Origin of the sequence: Myxococcus virescens, assembly GCF_900101905.1 — a bacterium.
Classification (GTDB): domain Bacteria; phylum Myxococcota; class Myxococcia; order Myxococcales; family Myxococcaceae; genus Myxococcus; species Myxococcus virescens.
In genome coordinates this window covers 168,287-185,622 of sequence record NZ_FNAJ01000009.1, presented here as the reverse complement: position 1 = coordinate 185,622, position 17,336 = coordinate 168,287, and the positions used below count along the sequence as shown (strand labels likewise).

General features: G+C 69.6%; 19 protein-coding genes. 5 read left to right on the top strand and 14 right to left on the bottom strand.

Going from position 1 to position 17,336, the window contains the following annotated elements:
* Positions 1 to 7: 7 nt before the first annotated feature.
* From selD to BLU09_RS24780, 6 genes are all read right to left on the bottom strand, one after another.
* Positions 8 to 1,066, bottom strand: coding sequence for a selenide, water dikinase SelD (gene selD, locus BLU09_RS24805; protein WP_090491968.1), 1,059 nt, complete (start codon positions 1,064 to 1,066; stop codon positions 8 to 10).
* Positions 1,067 to 1,129: 63 nt separating this feature from the next.
* On the bottom strand, positions 1,130 to 2,068 hold the full coding sequence (locus BLU09_RS24800) for a DUF4388 domain-containing protein (protein ID WP_090491967.1): 939 nt from the start codon (positions 2,066 to 2,068) through the stop codon (positions 1,130 to 1,132).
* A gap of 5 nt (positions 2,069 to 2,073) precedes the next feature.
* On the bottom strand, positions 2,074 to 2,796 hold the full coding sequence (locus BLU09_RS24795; protein WP_090491966.1) for a tetratricopeptide repeat protein: 723 nt from the start codon (positions 2,794 to 2,796) through the stop codon (positions 2,074 to 2,076).
* Between the two features lie 39 nt (positions 2,797 to 2,835).
* Positions 2,836 to 3,540: a hypothetical protein gene (locus BLU09_RS24790; protein WP_090491965.1), complete on the bottom strand. Its 705-nt coding sequence runs from the start codon at positions 3,538 to 3,540 to the stop codon at positions 2,836 to 2,838.
* Positions 3,537 to 4,313, bottom strand: a complete 777-nt coding sequence (locus BLU09_RS24785; protein WP_171441317.1) for an outer membrane protein assembly factor BamD — start codon at positions 4,311 to 4,313, stop codon at positions 3,537 to 3,539. The genes BLU09_RS24790 and BLU09_RS24785 overlap by 4 nt, the downstream gene beginning before the upstream one ends.
* 10 nt (positions 4,314 to 4,323) lie before the next feature.
* Positions 4,324 to 4,830: a regulatory protein RecX gene (locus tag BLU09_RS24780; protein WP_090491963.1), complete on the bottom strand. Its 507-nt coding sequence runs from the start codon at positions 4,828 to 4,830 to the stop codon at positions 4,324 to 4,326.
* Between the two features lie 35 nt (positions 4,831 to 4,865).
* Between BLU09_RS24780 and BLU09_RS24775 the strand changes: the two genes are divergently transcribed.
* Positions 4,866 to 5,603: a hypothetical protein gene (locus BLU09_RS24775; protein WP_186817980.1), complete on the top strand. Its 738-nt coding sequence runs from the start codon at positions 4,866 to 4,868 to the stop codon at positions 5,601 to 5,603.
* A 49-nt stretch (positions 5,604 to 5,652) separates the two neighbouring features.
* Here BLU09_RS24775 and BLU09_RS24770 read toward each other — a convergent pair whose 3' ends face one another.
* The 4 genes from BLU09_RS24770 to BLU09_RS24755 form a co-directional block, all read right to left on the bottom strand.
* Complete coding sequence (locus BLU09_RS24770) at positions 5,653 to 7,062, bottom strand: type IV pilus twitching motility protein PilT (protein ID WP_090491961.1); 1,410 nt, start codon at positions 7,060 to 7,062, stop codon at positions 5,653 to 5,655.
* A 133-nt stretch (positions 7,063 to 7,195) separates the two neighbouring features.
* On the bottom strand, positions 7,196 to 7,597 hold the full coding sequence (rpsI, locus tag BLU09_RS24765; RefSeq protein ID WP_090491960.1) for a 30S ribosomal protein S9: 402 nt from the start codon (positions 7,595 to 7,597) through the stop codon (positions 7,196 to 7,198).
* Positions 7,598 to 7,611: 14 nt separating this feature from the next.
* Entirely contained in the window at positions 7,612 to 8,058 is a 447-nt protein-coding gene (gene rplM, locus BLU09_RS24760) for a 50S ribosomal protein L13 (protein WP_026114188.1), read from the bottom strand.
* Positions 8,059 to 8,271: 213 nt separating this feature from the next.
* Complete coding sequence (locus tag BLU09_RS24755) at positions 8,272 to 10,347, bottom strand: ATP-dependent helicase (protein WP_090491959.1); 2,076 nt, start codon at positions 10,345 to 10,347, stop codon at positions 8,272 to 8,274.
* A 130-nt stretch (positions 10,348 to 10,477) separates the two neighbouring features.
* On the opposite strand from BLU09_RS24755, the gene BLU09_RS24750 reads away from it, so the two are divergent.
* Positions 10,478 to 10,960, top strand: a complete 483-nt coding sequence (locus BLU09_RS24750; protein ID WP_090492091.1) for a hypothetical protein — start codon at positions 10,478 to 10,480, stop codon at positions 10,958 to 10,960.
* A gap of 16 nt (positions 10,961 to 10,976) precedes the next feature.
* Complete coding sequence (locus BLU09_RS24745; RefSeq protein ID WP_186817981.1) at positions 10,977 to 11,474, top strand: caib/baif family protein; 498 nt, start codon at positions 10,977 to 10,979, stop codon at positions 11,472 to 11,474.
* A gap of 24 nt (positions 11,475 to 11,498) precedes the next feature.
* Here BLU09_RS24745 and BLU09_RS24740 read toward each other — a convergent pair whose 3' ends face one another.
* Positions 11,499 to 12,686: a class I SAM-dependent rRNA methyltransferase gene (locus BLU09_RS24740; RefSeq protein ID WP_090491958.1), complete on the bottom strand. Its 1,188-nt coding sequence runs from the start codon at positions 12,684 to 12,686 to the stop codon at positions 11,499 to 11,501.
* Between the two features lie 5 nt (positions 12,687 to 12,691).
* A complete protein-coding gene (locus BLU09_RS24735; RefSeq protein WP_186817982.1) occupies positions 12,692 to 13,924 on the bottom strand; it encodes a metallopeptidase family protein in 1,233 nt (410 codons plus the stop codon).
* Positions 13,925 to 14,036: 112 nt separating this feature from the next.
* Between BLU09_RS24735 and BLU09_RS24730 the strand changes: the two genes are divergently transcribed.
* Positions 14,037 to 14,609 carry a Maf family protein gene (locus tag BLU09_RS24730; protein ID WP_090491956.1) on the top strand — a complete coding sequence of 191 codons (573 nt, stop codon included), beginning with the start codon at positions 14,037 to 14,039 and terminating at the stop codon, positions 14,607 to 14,609.
* A 21-nt stretch (positions 14,610 to 14,630) separates the two neighbouring features.
* On the opposite strand, the gene BLU09_RS24725 is transcribed toward BLU09_RS24730, so the two are convergent.
* Positions 14,631 to 15,593 carry a hypothetical protein gene (locus BLU09_RS24725; protein WP_090491955.1) on the bottom strand — a complete coding sequence of 321 codons (963 nt, stop codon included), beginning with the start codon at positions 15,591 to 15,593 and terminating at the stop codon, positions 14,631 to 14,633.
* 13 nt (positions 15,594 to 15,606) lie between these two features.
* The gene (locus BLU09_RS24720; protein ID WP_244172007.1) at positions 15,607 to 16,551 is read right to left on the bottom strand and encodes a zinc ribbon domain-containing protein; all 945 of its coding nucleotides are present in this window, start codon (positions 16,549 to 16,551) and stop codon (positions 15,607 to 15,609) included.
* A 526-nt stretch (positions 16,552 to 17,077) separates the two neighbouring features.
* On the opposite strand from BLU09_RS24720, the gene BLU09_RS24715 reads away from it, so the two are divergent.
* Positions 17,078 to 17,320: a hypothetical protein gene (locus tag BLU09_RS24715; RefSeq protein WP_167371149.1), complete on the top strand. Its 243-nt coding sequence runs from the start codon at positions 17,078 to 17,080 to the stop codon at positions 17,318 to 17,320.
* The last annotated feature ends 16 nt before the right edge of the window (positions 17,321 to 17,336 follow it).

The following is a 17,336-nucleotide window of genomic DNA, read 5'->3' as shown; positions in this document are numbered from 1 at the left end:
CCGGGCCTCAGCCCACCACGTCGATGCCCGGCTTCCCCGCCTGGACTTCACCAATCAGCGCCGCGTCCACGCCGGCCGCCTCCAGCGCCTTGAGCGCCTTGAGCGCCTGACGTGCGGGGACGCTGGCCAGCAGGCCGCCGTTGGTCTGCGCGTCCGCTAGCACCCACTGGATGCACTCGGGCAGTCCCTCTGGGAAACGGACCTTCTTGTGGACGTGCGCGAGGTTCGACTTCGTACCACCGGGCACCACGCCGTCCTCCGCCAGCGCGGGGACCTCGGCGATGAGCGGGATGCGCTCCAGGTCCAGCGTGGCGCGCGCCTTCGCCGCGGTCATCATCTCCAGCAGGTGCCCCAACAGGCCGTAGCCCGTCACGTCCGTGAGGGCGTTCACCTTGAACTTCCCGGAGGCGAACACCTCGCCGGCGGCCCGGTTGAGCGTCGTCATCACCCCCAGCGCCCGCTTCGCCAGTTGCTTGGACGCCACGCCCCGCTTGATGGCGGTGGTGGCGATGCCCGAGCCCAGGGGCTTGGTGAGGAACAGCACGTCCCCCGGCTTCGCGCCCGCGTTGGTGAGCACCTTCTTCGGGTGCACCACGCCGGTGACGGCCATGCCGAACTTCGGCTCGGCGTCCCGGATGCTGTGGCCGCCCAGGATGGGGATGCCGGCCTCGTCCGCCTTGGACTGGCCGCCCGCCAGGATTTTCGACAGCACCTTCAGCGGGAGCTCATCCGGGAAGCACACCAGGTTGAGCGCGAAGAGGGGCCGCGCGCCCATGGCGTAGATGTCCGACAGCGCGTTCGCCGCGGCGATGGCGCCGAACTGGAACGGGTCGTCCACCACCGGTGGGAAGAAGTCCACCGTCTCCACCACCGCCATGCCGGGCGCCAGCCGGTACACGGCCGCGTCGTCATTCGTGGAGAACCCCACCAGCGCCTGGGGGCCCTTCGTGGACTTCAGCCCTCCCAGCACCTGCGCCAGGTCCGAGGCCCGCAGCTTCGCCGCGCAGCCCGCGCAGTGGCTCATCTCGGTGAGGCGCTTCACCTTGTCCGTCTTCTTCTCCGCCATACCCGCTCCCCACGCCTCGCCGTCCCGGCGCGGGCCCCGGAAAGGGCCCCGCCCGTTCACCGCTCAGGCCGCTCGGATGTAGTCCCGCTTGAGCAGTTGCACCACGGCCTCGGCGGTGACGACGTCGTCCGCGTCCGCGTGGTCCATCACCGCGTTCAGGGTGCCGTAGTTGTGCACCAGCTGCAGCACGTCCAGCAGCTCCGGCGCCAGCTCCTTGAGCGGCGGCGTCAGCGGCGAGGACAGCGCCAGCGCGGCATCCGCCGTCGGGAGGCTCGGCTGCAGGCGCTTGATTTCATCCAACTGGCGGAGCGCGTCCATGAGGAGCGCCTCGGTGGACGAGTCCAGCTCCACCATGAACTCCTGGTTCTCCGCCGGGCGCAGCTCGAAGTCGCCCTCTTCCCAGGTGATGATGCGGTTGAAGCTCTTCTGCGGCCCCAGGTTGTGGTTCTCGCCGATGACGGCGTAGTACACGCGGCCCTGGCGCAGGTAGATGCGCCCTTCCTGGTCGCTGCGCTGCACCACCAGCACGCCGTTCTTCTTGGACGTGTGGAACAGCTGGAGCAGGTCCGGGAGGGGAATCTCTTCAATCTTCCCCGTCATGGAGCTGGCCTTGTTGGTGGTCCGCGCGGCCTGGGCCGCGGCGGCCTCCTCCAGCTTCAGGCGGGCGGTGCCCTCATCCACACTGGCGCCTTCGGCGCCCTGGTGCACCAGCTTGAGGATGGACGTGCCAATGAGGATGCGGTCCCCTTCCTTCAGGCGGGACTGCTTCACCTTCTCACCGTTGACGAAGGTGCCGTTGGTGGAGCCCAGGTCCTCGATGGTGATGCTCCCATCGGAGAAGCTGATGCGCGCGTGCTTGCGGGAGACCATGTCCTCCACGAGCACCATGTCCAGCTCACTGGAGCGGCCGATGACGATCTGCTTGTCCGCCTTCAGCGGGAATTCGCCGCCCTGGTACTTCCCTGAGATGAACTTGAGGGCGTAGGTCTTTTGGGTGTCCATGGTCGTCAGCCAGCCTGCTCCGCCTTGCCGGGGTCCTTCACCAGGTTGAGGTACATCTGCGCGCTCTTGTTACCGGGGCTGCGCACCAGCACGTCCTCCCAGACCCGCACCGCCTCCGCCCGCCGCCCGGCCGAGTACAGCGCGACTCCATACTGGATGTGTCCCGGGATGAACGCCGGGTTCTGGGCGATGACCTGCTCGTATTCGATGAGGGCCGCCGCGTTGTCCCCCGCGTCGCGCAGGGCATTGCCCAGCTTGAGGCGGATGTCCACGAACTGAGGACACAGCGCGAGCGCGCGCCGGTACTCCTCGATGGCCTTGGCCCACACGCCGCTGGAGGCGAAGACGTCGCCAATCTCGCCGTACATGTTGGCGATCTTCTTCTCCACGTAGGGGTCCAGCTCGTCCGGGCCGGATTTCTGCTGGGAGAGGGCGGCCTGGTAGACCTCCTTCGCCTCGGCGTACTTCCCCATGTCGTTGTAGATGACGGCCAGGTTGAGCGCCGCCTCGGTATAGGCGGGGTTGAGCTTCAGCGCGGATTCGAACGCGCGCTGCGCCCGGGCGAACTGCCCCTGGTCGTGGTAGATGATGCCGAGCATGTTGAATACGTCCGCGAACGTCGGATTCTGCTCGACGATCTTCGCGAGGTATTGCTCGGCCTGCGCGTACTGCTTCTTCTCGAAGTAGCCGCGCCCGAGGGTCAGTAGCTGCTTGAGGGGCTCGTCCATGAATCGGCCCGCCAGGGCCCTGCCTCCGAGGCGACCAGCCTACATGAGGCTGGGAGAAAACAAGAATTCATCACCGCTGAGCGACAACGAGAGTTGCCGCTGGCCCCGGGTATCCACCGGCCGCGCCGGCAGCGCCCCCTGAAGGCGCCAATGCTCCGTCACCACCGCATCGTCCCGCTCCAGCCGGACGTACCACGCTTCCGCCTGGTAACCCCGCGCCCGAACCTGGCGCAATTGCTCCCACTCCGGCCCGCCCACTCCGGGCGTGCCCGGGCCCGCCAGCCGCCCCAGGGACTCCGCGTCCGCCGCCTGCAGCGCCCTGCGGCGGAACTCCAGGGCCGTCACCACCGCCTGGAGCCGGGGCGCCGCCGTCGTCTCCGGCACCCAGGACCCGTTTCGCACCACGAAGGGTACCCGCTCCACGCCCGCCGTGCCCACCCGGGTGTCGCCCAGGGCGCCCTCGAAGTCGAGCGTGGCCTGCGCCTCCGCCCGCCGACCTCCGGGCGCCACGTTGACGGTGATGCGGGCGAAGCGGTGCTGCCGGGACGTCAGGGGCCCCGGCGCGCCGGGGACGGGCAGCGACAGGCCGCTGGACTCCGTCGCCTTGAGCGCGGTGATGATTTCCAGCTCGGGGCCGGCCGCGGCGCCCAGGAAGCGTGGAACGAACAGGGCCAGGGTGGCGCCCAGCGCCAGGATGACGATGATGCCGCCACCGAAGCGGCTCCAGTCCTGGGTCGTTCTCACGAGCCCAGCATACGCTGGGCGCGCTCCGCGGCGGGCGTGCCCGGCAGCCGACGCAGCACCTGGCGCAGCGTGTCCTGCGCCTTCTGCGTGTCATTCAGCTTCACGTACGCCTCGTGCAGGTCGAAGAGGGCCTCCTCCTCGTACTCCGTGCCCGGGTAGCGGCGCAGCAGCCCTTCCAGGCGCTGGGCCACGGCCTTCCAGCGCTCACGCTTCTGATAGAACTGGGCCGCGTACAGTTCGTGCGAGGCGAGCCGGCGCCGAGCGTCCTCCCGCTGCGTCTTCGCCTCCGCCACGTACTGAGACTGGGGGTACTGGCGCAGGAACTCCTCCATGGCCACCAGCGCGGAGCGGATTTCGCCCTGGTCCTTCTCGCGGGACGGCGGCAGGGCGAAGAACTCGGAGGGGTAGGCCCGCACGTGGGTCATCGCGGAGCGGAAGGCGGCGTAGTCCACCTTGGCGTGCGTGGGGTAGAGCTTGATGAAGGCCTGGTACTGCTCCTTGGCCTCGGGGAAGGCTTCGCGCTCGAAGTCCACGTCGGCCAGCTTCAGCTCGGCCTCGCGGGCGGCCTCCTGGTACGGGAACTTCGTCCGGACGTACTCGAAGTACTTCTGGGCGCGGAAGAAGTCCTTGTTCTCCAGGGCCTCGGAGCCGAGCCGCAGGTTTTCATCGGCGACGGCGGCATAGTCAGGCTCACCGGCCTGGCCCTGCGTGAGGGACGCACACCCGGTACCGAACAGCAGGAAGGCGGACAGAAAGGCGACGGCGGAACGCATCTCCACCACGCTATTCCTCCGGCCCCGAGGGGTCCAGTGAAGCTTCTCCGAGCAGCCGGTAGATGACGTCCTCCGAGAAGCCCCGGCTGTCCAGGAGCCGGCCTGCGCGGGCCCGCTCCCTGGCCCCCAGCGGGCGGCCGAGCAGCCCCCGCTTCTCCAGCACTGCCCGCGCCGTGGCCAGCGCGTCGAAGGACACCGCGTCGCGGGCCTCGGAGATGGCCTGCCGGGCCGTCCCCTCCTCCAGCCCGTGCGCCCGCAGCCGGTGGGCCACCGCCTCCGGCCCCAGCCGGCCTCGGCCCAGGAGCAGGGTGGCCCGCTCACGCGCGAAGCGTTCGTCGTCCAGGTAGCCCCAGGCCTTCACGCGGGCGAGCGCGGCCTCGCACACCGCTTCGGTGAAGCCCTTCCGGGCCAGGGCCTGCTCCAGTTCGCGGCGGCTGCGCCCGCGCATGGACAGGAGCTTCAGGCACGCGTCCGTGGCACGGCGAACAGCGTCGGGCCCTTCGTCCTCCGGATGCATGGCGGGATACCTAGCATGTGGTAACAGGCCCGGCCATGCACCCCGTACTCGCCCGCTTCCTCGCCGCCGATGCCGCTCGGGAGACGCTCCTCAAGCAGCAGTCGGGCGGAGACCTCTCTGTGGAAGAGCAGGCCTTCACCGACGCAGCCTCCGCGAACCCGAAGCACAAGTCCGTGCTGCTGGGCGTGGGCGGCCGCACCCTGTCCACCGATGCCCAGGCTTCGCTGGTGCTGCTGGCGGCCCACGCCGCGGTCCGCGCGCTGGACCAGGACGCCGCCCTGGCGGAGCCCACGAAGAAGGCCCGCGAGGCCCTGGCCGAGGAAGGCGCCAGTCCGGAGGAGACGGACGCGTTCCTGGCCTCCATCCTCCTGGAGGAGGCCTTCGGCTACGAGCAGGACGTGGACGCGTTCGACAGCGAATACGTGAAGGAGGCGCTGGGTGAAGTGCCCGCGCTGGCCGCGCTCACCAAGGAGGCGGTGGACGCGCTCTTCCTCACGTTCGTGAAGGCCGCCGCCAACGACGCGGAGCGGAAGGTGCGTGAGGGCATGGCCCGCGCCCTCTTCGACATCGCGTGGTCGGAAGGGCCCGCGCCCATCAACCCCGAGCACATGGAGGCCGTGCTCGACGCGGAGGTGGTGGACCGGCCCGAGGAGGAGCAGGAGGCCAAGGTGCAGGCGACCGCGCAGCTGCTCCAGGCGCTGTCCAAGGAGGGCCTCATCGGCCCCATCCGCTTGTCCCGCCTGCGGGCCCTGCTGGGTGAGGACGACGCGTAGCAGCCGCGGCACGGGCGCCCTGCCCTTTCCGGGTGGGCGCCGCGAGCCGCTAGAAGCGCTCGATCTGGAAGTCGTCGTCCCCACCTGCCGCGGCGGGTGCCGGGGCGGGCGCTGGCGGGCGCGCGGCGGGTGACGCCATGGGACGCCCCACCGGCGCGCCGGCCGGAGCCCCCGGACGCATGGCCTGCGGCGGCGGCACTCCCGGGCGCATCTGCTGGGCTGCAGGAGCCGCCGGACGCATGGGCTGCGCCATGGGCGCCGGAGCAGGCGCGGCCTGCGGCGCCGCGACAGCCGTGGGCGCCCCCTTCTGCGCGAAGGCGGACGAGCCAGGAATGGGCCGCGACTCCCCGGGCTTCGAATCGAAGTTGTCCCACTTGGAGTCGGACGTGCCGCTGATGCCGGAGAAGCGCAGCGCGAAGTCGTCCGGGTTGGTGGCCTGCCGATGGGCCTCCTCGTAGGTGACGAGCCCCTGCCGCACCAGGCTCATCAGCGACTGGTCGAAGGTCTGCATCCCGTACGTGTCCGTGCCCTGGGCGATGGCGTCGTGGATCTCCTTCGTGCGGTCCTTGTCTTCAATCATCTCGCGGACGCGGGCCGTGACGCGCAGCACCTCCACGGCGGCCACGCGGCCCTTGCCGTCCGCGCGCGGCACCAGACGCTGGGACACCACGCCCTTGAGCACGCTGGCCAGCTGGAGGCGCACCTGCTTCTGCTGGTGCGGCGGGAAGGCGGAGACGATGCGGTTGATGGTCTCCGTCGCGTCCAGCGTGTGCAGCGTGGACATCACCAGGTGGCCCGTCTCCGCGGCGTGAAGCGCCGTTTCGATGGTTTCGTGGTCACGCATTTCGCCCACGAGGATGACGTCCGGGTCCTGCCGCAGCGCGCTCTTGAGCGCCTGCGCGAAGGTCATCGTGTCCACGCCCACCTCGCGCTGGTTCACGATGGAGCGCTTGTCGCGAATGAGGAACTCGATGGGGTCCTCAATCGTCATGATGTGGCTGGTCTCGTTGGCGTTGATGTAGTCGATCATCGCCGCCAGCGTGGTGGACTTGCCGGAGCCCGTGGTGCCCGTCACCAGCACCAGGCCGCGCTCCTCACCGCAAATCTTGGCGAGAATCTGGGGCAGCAACAGGTCCTGGATGGTCATCACCTTGAAGGGGATGACACGCAGCACGGCGCCCACGGTGCCACGCTGCTGGAAGACGTTCACGCGGAAGCGCCCGAGCCCCGGCACGCCGTAGGCCAGGTCCACCTCGTTGCTCCCCTTGAACTTCTCCTTCTGGAACTCGTTCATGATGCCGAAGGCCATGCGCGCCACCTCCTCGGGAGGGAGGCGGCGGCCGTCCTTCAGCGGAACCAGCGAGCCGTCCACGCGGAACATGGGCGGCAGGCCTGCCTTGAGATGAATGTCGGAGGCACCGCCGCGCAGGGCGATCTGGAGGATCTCGTTGAGTTCCATGAGCGGCGCAAATCCTACCAGACGCTCGCGCACGCATGCGATGGGGCGTGATGGACCCCGAAAACACATCGGCGGAGGCCCTCGGATGAGGACCCCCGCCGTGTGGGAACAACCCAGCTGCTGAGCGAGTGGCTTAGCGCTTGGAGAACTGGAACCGGCGACGCGCGCCCGGCTGGCCGTACTTCTTGCGCTCGACCGCGCGAGCATCGCGGGTGAGGAAGCCGGCCTTCTTCAGCGCCGGACGGAACTCCGGGTTGAAGGAGCACAGCGCACGGGCAATGCCGTGACGGATGGCGCCGGCCTGGCCGGAGAGACCGCCACCCTTGACGTTGACCGTCACGTCAACCTTGCCCTTCTGCTCGAGGATCTCGAGGGGCTGGTTGAGGACCATCTTGGACGTCTCACGGCCGAAGTACTCGTTCAGCTCGCGGCCGTTGATGGTGACGAGGCCAGTGCCAGGACGAATCCAGACGCGGGCGGTGGCCTCCTTGCGGCGGCCGGTGGCGTAGAAACCGAGCTCTTGGTTGATGGGCATGGACGTTATCTCCCTTACGCCTCGACCTCGAACGCGGCAGGCTTCTGGGCCGCGTGCGGGTGCGTGTCACCTGCGTAGACCTTCAGCTTCGTCATCATCTGGCGGCCGAGCGCGTTGCGCGGAAGCATGCGCCGCACGGCGTTGATGATGATGTCCTCAGGGTGACGCTGGCGGAGCTTCTCCAGGTTGGTGATCTTCAGGGCGCCCGGGAAACCCGCGTTCGGGTGCCGGTAGTACATCTTGTCCTGCTCCTTCGTACCCGTCACCTTCACCTTTTCGGCGTTGATGACGACCACGTGGTCGCCCGTGTCAATGGACGGCGTGTAGATGGCCTTGTGCTTGCCCTTCAGCAGGGTGGCAATCTGGCTCGCCGCGCGGCCCAGCACCTTGTCGGACACGTCAACGACGTGCCACTGGCGCTTGATGTCCCCAGCCTTCGCGCTGTAGGTCTTCTGCGACATTTCGTGCACTCCAGACTTCTCGCGGCCGCCGTGTGCATTCCAGGGACCGCTGCTCGTGCTTAATCAACCGCGGGTCGACCGTGAAACTTCACGGAGGCCCGGAAAGGCCGACCGTCCTAGTGGGTGTGGCGGATCAAGTCAAGGTCACACCGCACCAGACGTCCGGATTCCCCGATCACCCCCGCCAGGACGCCCCCTTCAGGAGGCGGGCACCTACCTGGCTGCTCCCCCAGACGGCCCGGTGCCACCCGGAGGCGCTCCCGGAATCGCGGGTTTCTTGAAGCGCTCCTTCAAGTTGGCGAAGAAGTTCTTCTCCTCCGTGGTGGGAGGCCCCTGACGCGGCGCGTCCAGCTCCACGACCTCAATCACCTCCGGCGGCAGGTCCTCCAGGAAGCGCGAGGGCGTGCGGGGCACCTCCTTGCCGCGCTTCACGCGGGTGGCCGCGCGGGTGAGGTAGAGGACCTCCTTGGCGCGGGTGATGCCCACGTAGCAGAGGCGCCGCTCCTCCTCGAGGTTCTGCGCCTCGCCCTGCATGCCTCCGTGGGGCATCAGGTCCTCCTCCATGCCGATGAAGAAGACGAGCCGGTACTCCAGGCCCTTGGAGGCGTGCACCGTCATCAGGGTGACGCGGCGGTTGGCGCCCGGCACCTCCTCTTCCTCCTGCCGGGTGTCCAGGCTCAGGCGGTTGAGGTACGTGGGCAGGCTGGCCTTGGGGCCCTCGCGCTTCTCGAAGTTCTCCAGCGAGTTGAGCACGCCGTCCACGCCCTTGAGCTTCTTGTCCGCGGCGGTGGCGCTGGTGGCGTGGGCGCGGGTGGCCTCGCGAAAGCCAATCTCCTCCAGCAGCTTGCGCGTCACGTTGGCCAGCTGGCCGTGCTCGTACGCGGCGCGGTAGCGCTCCACCAGGTCCACGAACTCCATCACCCGGGCCCCGGCCCCGGGCGGCAGGTCCTCGTAGTCGGTGGCCTTCTTCATCACGGTCCACAGCGTGACGCCCTCGCCCCGCGCGTGGACGTTGAGGCGCTCCATCGTCACGTCGCCAATGCCGCGCGAGGGCACGTTGACGATGCGCAGGAGCGAGATTTCGTCCAGCTTGTTCACGATGACCTTGAAGTACGCGATGACGTCCTTCACCTCGCGCCGGTCGAAGAACTCGCTGCCGCCCACCACCTCGTAGCCGATGTTCTTCTCCCGCAGCATCTCCTCGATGGGGCGGGACTGGCCGTTGGTCCGGTAGAGCACGGCGATGTCGTCCGCGGAGATGCCCAGGGCCATGTGCTTCTGGATTTCGTGCGCGACGAAGCGGGCCTCCTCTTCGTCGTTGGGACACGTCACCACCTTCACCTTCGTGCCCCCCTTGCGGTCGGTCCACATCTGCTTGGCCTTGCGCTCGGGGTTCCTGGCGATGACGGCGTTGGCCGCGTCCAGGACCGTCTGGACGGAGCGGTAGTTCTGCTCCAGCCGGACCTCCTTCCCTCCCGGGAAGAGGCGGTCGAAGTCGAGGATGTTGCGCACCTCCGCGCCCCGCCACGAATAGATGCACTGGTCGTCGTCACCCACCGCGCACACGTTGCGGGAGCGGCCCGCCAGCAGCTTCAGCAGCTCCAACTGCGCGGTGTTGGTGTCCTGGAACTCGTCCACCAGCAGGTAGCGGAAGCGCTTGGTGTACTTCTCGTAGAGGTCCGGGTGCTCGCGCAGGAGGCGCGCGGGCAGCAGCAGCAGGTCGTCGAAGTCCACCGACCCCTGCGCCTTCAGCGACAGCTGATAGTCCGGGTACACCATGTGGGTGATGAGGTCGTAATCATCCCCAATCCCCTCCGGCTTGGGCTCCGGCGCCTTGCCGGAGTTCTTCGCCTTGGAGATGAGGTTGAGCACCTTGCGCGCGTCGAACGAGCGGTCGTCGATTTTGTGCTCGCGCATGGCGCGCCGGATGTTGGCCAGCTGGTCGCCCATGTCGGCGATGGCGAACTTCTTGGGCCACCCCAGCCGGTGGATGTCCTCGCGGAGCATCTCCGCGCCAAAGGCGTGGAAGGTGCACACCAGCACGCCCTGCGCCCGAGGTCCCGCCATGTGGACCAGGCGCTCCTTCATCTCCGTGGCGGCCTTGTTGGTGAAGGTCACCGCCAGGATGTTGCGGGCCATGATGAGGCCCGGCCGCTCGTTGAGCAGGTGGACGATGCGGTGGGTGATGACGCGAGTCTTGCCGCTGCCTGCGCCTGCCAGCACGAGGAGCGGTCCCTCCAGGGTCACCACGGCCTCGCGCTGCGGAGGATTGAGCTTCGAGAGGTCCATTGCGCGCGGGGCGGGGATACCCTTTGATTCGTTCGTGCGCGACTCTTTTTTCCCCAGGCGCTCTGGCGCTCTTCTCGCATTCGTCCTGGGCACCACCGGCTGCCTCGGCGAGTCCGGCGCGTCCCCGGAGGTGGAACCCGTGGTGTCGGCGGCGAGCGCGCCCTGCGTGTACTTCAAGCAACTGGCGCCCTTCCTTCCAGAACGGCTGGACGGCTTCACCGTGGCACACACCCAGGGCTCCACCGGGAAGTACGGCGAGGTGTCCGTCTCCGAGGCCGAGCGGCTCTACACCCGGGGTGAGGGACGCGAGGTGAAGGTGCGCATCGTGGACACCACCATGGGCGAGCGCATTGGCAAGGCCATCCAGGAGGCCGCCGACCGCTCCCGGGGCAAGGTGGCCAGTGACCCGTCCGCCCCCATCCACCTGGACGACGCCGTGGGCTTCGTGCGGTACGACGCGGAGGAGTCCGTGGCCGAAGCGAACCTCCTTGTGGGGGGGCGCTACGTGGTTGCCGTCACCAGCCGGGGATTTCCGGGTACGGTGGAGGTGCGCCGGGTGGCGCGCGGCATCGACCTTGCGGGACTGGCTCGCCTGAGGCCCGGTCCGAACTGATGAAGGAGTGTCCCAGGTGGTGAAGGACAAAGGAACGCGGCCCGATAAGGCGGACCAGGTCGCGCAGGAGAAGGCGGCGCGGGAGCTGGTGTCCACCCTGGGCAAGCGGGAGTTCCTGGAGCAGTTCCAGAAGCTGGCCAAGAGCTTCGCGTCCGACCCGGGCAACCCCGGCTCCTACGCGTGCGAGGGCTGTCAGCGCTGCGCCAACTGCATGTTCTGCAAGGACTGCGACAGCTGCTTCTCGTGCACGCACTGCACCCGGTGCGAGCTGTGCAACAACTGCTCGCACTGCGTGGACTGCAAGAGCTGCAACGCCTGCGCGTACTGCGTCCAGAGTGAGAACTGCTCCACCAGCGCGTACCTGGTGCTGTGCCGCAACCTGCAGGACTGCAACTACTGCTTCGGCTGCGTGGGCCTGGCGAAGAAGGACTTCCACATCCTCAACGTCCCCTTCCCACGGACGGAGTACTTCAAAATCGTGGGCCGGCTGCGCAAGGAGCTGGGGATTCCATAGGCCCCAGCCCCTGCCCCTTCCCCGCTAGAGGGCGCGCACGTAGAGGGCCTTCAGGTACTCCGTCTCCGGCAGCCCGGCCAGCACCGGGTGGTCCAGCCCCGCGCCCCGCCGTTCCAGAATCTGCACCGGCCGCTTCGCATCCGCGGCGGCCGCCAGCACCATCTCCTCGAAGGCGGCGCGGTCCAGCTTGCCGGAGCAGGAGCAGGTGACGAGCAACCCGTCCGGCTTGAGGCAGCGGAAGGCGCGCAGGTTCAGCTCGTGGTAGGCGCGCAGCGCGGTGGCCAGGCCCTCGCGGCGCTTGGCCAGTCCGGGCGGGTCCAACACCACGGTGTCGAAGCGGCGCCCGCTGGTGTCGAAGCGGCGCAGCACGTCGAAGGCGTTGGCGTTCTCCACAGTGACGTTGGCGCGGCCGTTGGCCTCGGCGTTGGCCTTGGCGCGCGCGGCGGCCTTCTCGTCCTGCTCCACCGCCAGCACGGACGTGCAGGTGCGTGACAGCGAGAGCGCGAAGCCGCCGTGGTAGCTGAAGAGGTCCAGCGCGTCGCCACGCGCCAGCTCCCCGGCCCGCAGGTGGTTGTCCACCTGGTCCAGGAAGGCGCCCGTCTTCATGTCGCCCTGGAGGTCGACCTCGAAGCGGTTCTCCCCCTCGTGGTAGGTGAAGCGCGCGGCGCCCTCACCGTGCAGCAGGCGCGCCTCGCGGGGCAGGCCCTCGAAGTCACGGCCGGAGGCGTCGTCCCGGCACATGACGTGGGTGGCGCCGGTGAGCTCCACCAGCATCTTCGCCAGCGTCTCCTTGCGCGCGTCCATGCCCTCGGAGAGCGTCTGGAGCGTGAGGCCGTTTCCGTAGCGGTCCACGAAGAGGCCCGGGAGCTGGTCCGCCTCGCCGTGCACCAGCCGCAGCCCGTCACGGCCGGACAGGTACGCCCGGCGCGCCAGGGCGGCCTCCAGGCGGCGGCGGAAGAAGGCGTCGTCCACCGGCTCCTCGGCGGGCCCCTTGCGCGTCAGCAGGCGCAGCGCCAGGGGCGAGCGGCGAGCGTAGAGCGCCTGGCCAATGGGATTGCCCTGGGAGTCCACCACCAGCACCACGGCGCCGGCGCCCTTCACGTCGGGCGGAGCGGCGATTTCGGTGCGGTACACCCAGGGATTGAAGTGCCGCAGCGAGCGCGCCCCCTTGGGGGTGACGCGCGCGACGGGCAGGGCTGCATGGGGGGGCATCAGGCTCACTCCAGGCCGCGAGCGGCCAGTTCTTCGTCGTCCTCGCCGCGAAGGTGCCCGATTTCGTGCAGCAACGTCACGCGGATCTGCTCGCGAAGCTCCTCGGGCGTCCGGGCGGCGCGCGCCAGGTTGCGGCGGTAGAGCACCACGGAGCGGCACGGCACCTCAGAGCCGTCACAGGGCTCGGCCAGCGGCGGGCCCCGGAAGAGCCCCAGAATCGTGGGCGACAGCGGCGGCTGGTTGGCCAGCAGGTCCGCGTCCGCGGGCAGCTCCTCCGCCGTGACGGGCACGCCGTCCAAGTCCCCGCGCATGTCCTTGGGCAGCTCGGCGACGGCCTTCACCACCTCGGCGCGGAAGTCCTCCTCCGCGGGCAGCGGCGGCTCGGGGAAGTCGTCCGGCGCCAGCGTGCGCGCCTTGTCGAAGTGGCTCTGCGCCTGCTTCCACTTGCCCTCGCGCTCCAACAGGAGCCCCAGGTGGTGATGGGCGTGCGCGGCCCGCTCCGGGTCGTCCACGAGGCTGGTGAAGGCGGTGCGGGCCTCGCGGAAGCGGCACAGCTCGAAGAGGGCCAGGGCACGCTCGTAGAGGGCCTCGCGGCTGCCGGGGTTGCGCGCGAGGACGATGGCCGAGTGCGCCAGCGAGGACTCCGCCTGTCCCAAATCATTGAAGGCCATGGCGGCCACCAGCGCGAGGTGCGGAATCAGCTCCGGGGGCGTGTTGGGCTGGGACAGGCCGCGCTCGGCGTAGAGGGCGCCCAGTTCGTCCCGCTCCCGGGTGGAGGACAGCTGCACGGCGTACAGGTGCGCCGAGCCCAGAAGCGCGGACGGGTCCCCCGGGTCGATGGCGAGCGCCCGCGCATAGGCGAGCTGCGCCTCTGGCTCGCGGCCCAGGGCGGCCAGCGCCACGCCGCGTTCCGCGTGGGCGGCGGCCAGGTCCGGCTCCAGCGCGGCGGCCTGGGCGGCGCAGGACAGTGCTTCCTCGAAGCGGCCTTCCTCGAAGTAGCGACGCGACGCATCCAACGGGGCCGCGCCGTCCGAGCGGCACACGGCCAGCGGCTGCATCCGGTGCGTGGCGTCCTCCGGGGGCGGTGCGGGACGCACGCTGGCGGTGGGCGCCCCGGCGCCAGGCGCGCTGAAGGCGGGCACGGCCGGACAGGACGCGTCCGGCGCTTCAGAGGCCAGGGGGCCGCGCTTGCAGGCAGCGAAGAGGAGACAGAAGGCGAGCAGGCCGCGCCGCGACATGGGCCGCCAGGGTACGGCATCACCCCGTGGCCGGGAAGCCGAGACGTGCACGCTCGCTTGCTGATGCGACCGGCCCCCCACCCGCCCCGCCCTGCACTAGGTTGCCCGTCCCATGAGCGAATTGATTCTGGCCTCCACGTCGAGCGCCCGGCGGGCCCTGATGGACGGACTGAGGCTCCCCTACCGCGCCGAGGCCCCCGGTGTGGACGAGGTCGTCGCCCCACACCTGTCCGTGACGGAGGCCGTGCGGGAGCTCGCGTCACGCAAGGCCCGCGCGGTGCATCAGCGGCACCCGGAGGCCTGGGTGCTGGGCGCGGACCAGCTCGTCGAGGTGGCGGGCGAAGTCCTCTCCAAGCCCGTCGACCGGAACGCGGCGCGCGAGCAACTGCGCAAGCTGGTGGGCCACACCCACGCCATCCACACCGGGGTGTGCCTGGTGGGCCCCGGAGGCAAGGTGCTCGATGCAGTGGAGACGACCCGGCTGACCTTCTACCCGGTGAAGGAGGAGGAGCTGGAGCGCTACCTCGACCTGAACGAATGGGAGGGCTGCTGCGGCAGCTATCGCGTGGAGGACGCCGGACAGGCCCTGTTGGAGCGGCTCGACGGCGACCGCTCCAACGTTCAGGGCCTGCCCATGGTGACGGTGGTGCGACTGCTGCGGGAGGCGGGCTTCCGGTTCTTCTGAGCGCCGCTGACGCCCGCGCCGTCACGCGTCGGAGGACAGCTCCGCCAGAATCTCCGCGTAGGCGGCGCGCGCCTTGTCGGACTGGTCCGCCTTGAAGCTCACCGCGGCCACCACCGGGTGCCCGCCGCCGCCGTAGCGCCCGGCGATGGCGGACAGGTCGTGCCGCCGCAGCTCCGGCTTCCAGGGGTTGGAGCCGATGGACACCTTGGCCCGCGAGGCGCCCTTCCCCACCCACAGCGTGTAGCGCGCGTCCGGGTAGAGCGCGTAGGCGATGAACTTGTTGAGGCTGTCCACGCCCTCGTCCACCAGGTCGAAGAAGACGACGCCGCGCTCATAGCGCGCCCGGGCACGCACCAGCTCGATGTTCGACTGGTGGCGCGCCAGCAGCGGCGCCAGGGGCGTGGCGATGAGCGGCGAGGCGGCGATGTCCGCCAGCGACTCGGACTGCATGCGGCGGATGACTTCCGGGATGAGGCTGGGGTCCTTGTTGGCCTCCAGCACCGTCATGATGCGCAGCGCGGGCTCCTCCAGCGCCACCGCCATCTGCGGCGAGGGGAACTGGGCCCCGTCGATGATTTCCGCCCAGTGGATGAGCTCCGCCATGGGCGACGCATCCCAGCCGAAGCGCTCCCGGGCCACGTCCGCCAGGTACTTCGTGCAACTCTTGCGGTGCGCGTCGTGGAATTTGCGCCCGCTGGTGTCCGCGCGGAAGTGCGCCTCGTCCCCCGGCTGCTGGAAGGCGGAGGCGTGGTGGTCAAACCACCACGTCAGCCGCGCGTCCTGGCTGTAGCGGAAGTCGACGATGACATTCTCCTCGCCGGAGAACACGGCCGGGTCGATGCCCTCGGCGCCCGGCTTGTGGTTCAGACCGAGGTACCGGAAGGCCGCGTCCGGACGGATGCGCTCCCGGTAGAAGCGGGAGAACACGGCCGCGCTCGCGGCGCCGTCGAAGCAGCTGTCGTGAAAGAGGACCTGAACGTTCATGGCGATGAGCCCCTTACTGCAACGCGAGTCCCGCGCCCACCGTCGTGAAGGCCACCTCGTCCGCGCCGCCACTCGCCTGGGCGGCCACCACCGCCAGCCCCACGAGCCGCCCGTCCGCCAGCACCCCGCACGCCAGCGTGCCCTCCGCGCCCCCCGGCGTGCGCAGCGGATGCACGGTGGCCTTGCGCCCCAACGCCGGAGGCGCGGGAAGTGACAGCGCCTCCCCCAGCGCACCGCCCAGCGCCTGGAACAACCCCTTGCACCCCACGGCCGCCGCCTTGCCCGCACCGCGCTCCACCCAGAGCAGGCCATAACGGCCCTGCGCCGTGTCGCCGAAGCCCACGCCGCCGCCCTGCAGGGTGGACGCGGGCAGCACCAGGTGCGGTGCGAGCTGCTCGCGCGTCAGCTGTCCCCACCCCGGGGGCAGCTCCAGCCGATATCCCAGCTCGCTGCCCACCAGGGACTGACGCACACCCGCGCCCGACGTCCCCGCGATGGGAAGCGCCAGCAACCCCGCCGAAGCGACCGCCGCGCCCAGGCCCAAACCCAGCCCCAGGTAGCGCCGCATGGGCCCCGGCTCGCCCACCACCATGACCAACGCGAGCACCCCGAGGATGAAGTAGGCCACGTGGACGGGGGCCAGCGGAGCCTCACGCGCCAGCCATCCCGTGGCCAGCAGTTGCACCACCACGCCCACCTGCGCCAGCCCCTTCGCGGGGCCGCGGTTGAGCACCAGCACCAGCGCGAGCACCGCGCCCAGACACACCAGGCCGTACGTCCACGTGGGGTCCTCCAGCGAGCCCAACAGGCCCGCGGCGCGGACGAACCAGGCCGCGGCGCTCGCCAGCAATACCCCCGCCGCAGGGCCCGGATGGGCGGACACCGCGCTGGTGACGAGGTCCCCGCCGAACACCGTAGCGTCGTCGTCCGCCTCCACCATGGGCCGGTCCAACCGCATTCGGCCGACCTTCTTGTGGGACTGGAGATGGTCGAACGGCTCCCCGCACGCGGGGCACGCACTGGCACCGCGCGGAATGGGGCTGTGGCCGCAGTTCGGACAGAGAGTCTGGGGCATGCCCCCGGCGTATACCGCACTGCCCGCGCCGCCCACGAGGCCGCGACATTTGCGTCAGGATGTTCTGGCTTTCCACCCGGAAAGGCGGACTTCTGCGGGAAGGCTTGACTCTGACATCGAGGTCAGATTGGACCTGGGTGCCAAGAATTGTAAGCCACGTGACGAAACGGGGCCGTTGAACGAAACGTCGAGATTGCGCTCGGAGTGAACGAAAACGCTCGATGAAACGATTCATACCCGGGCAGCACTGTGAATCCAGCGAGCCGATTGTCTGCTTAACCCCGCTTTCTGCCTGGGAAATGAGGGGCATTGTCCCACCGGACAGGTAGTCAGGCGGCTGGCACCTCAACTGCATGTGTCAGACCCACGGTGTACTCACCCGCGTAGCACGGTGCGGTGGGAGGAACCCATGGGCAAGCGGACGACTCGTAGAAGTGGCGCGGTTCCCAGGCAGGGCCGGCGGGTGATGCCCGCGCTCCGGCGAACGGCCCAGCGGGCCCGGGCGGCCGCGGGCAAGGTCCACCTGACGGTGGGCGAGGTCATCGCGGCGGCCTTCGAGACCTCCGGCGGTGAGCTGGTGGAGGTGCTGGCCCAGCTCACCTCGCCGCAGATGACCCGGGCGCTGGGGCGCCGCATCGTCGTGGAGGGCTGAGCCCTCCGCCCCTGTC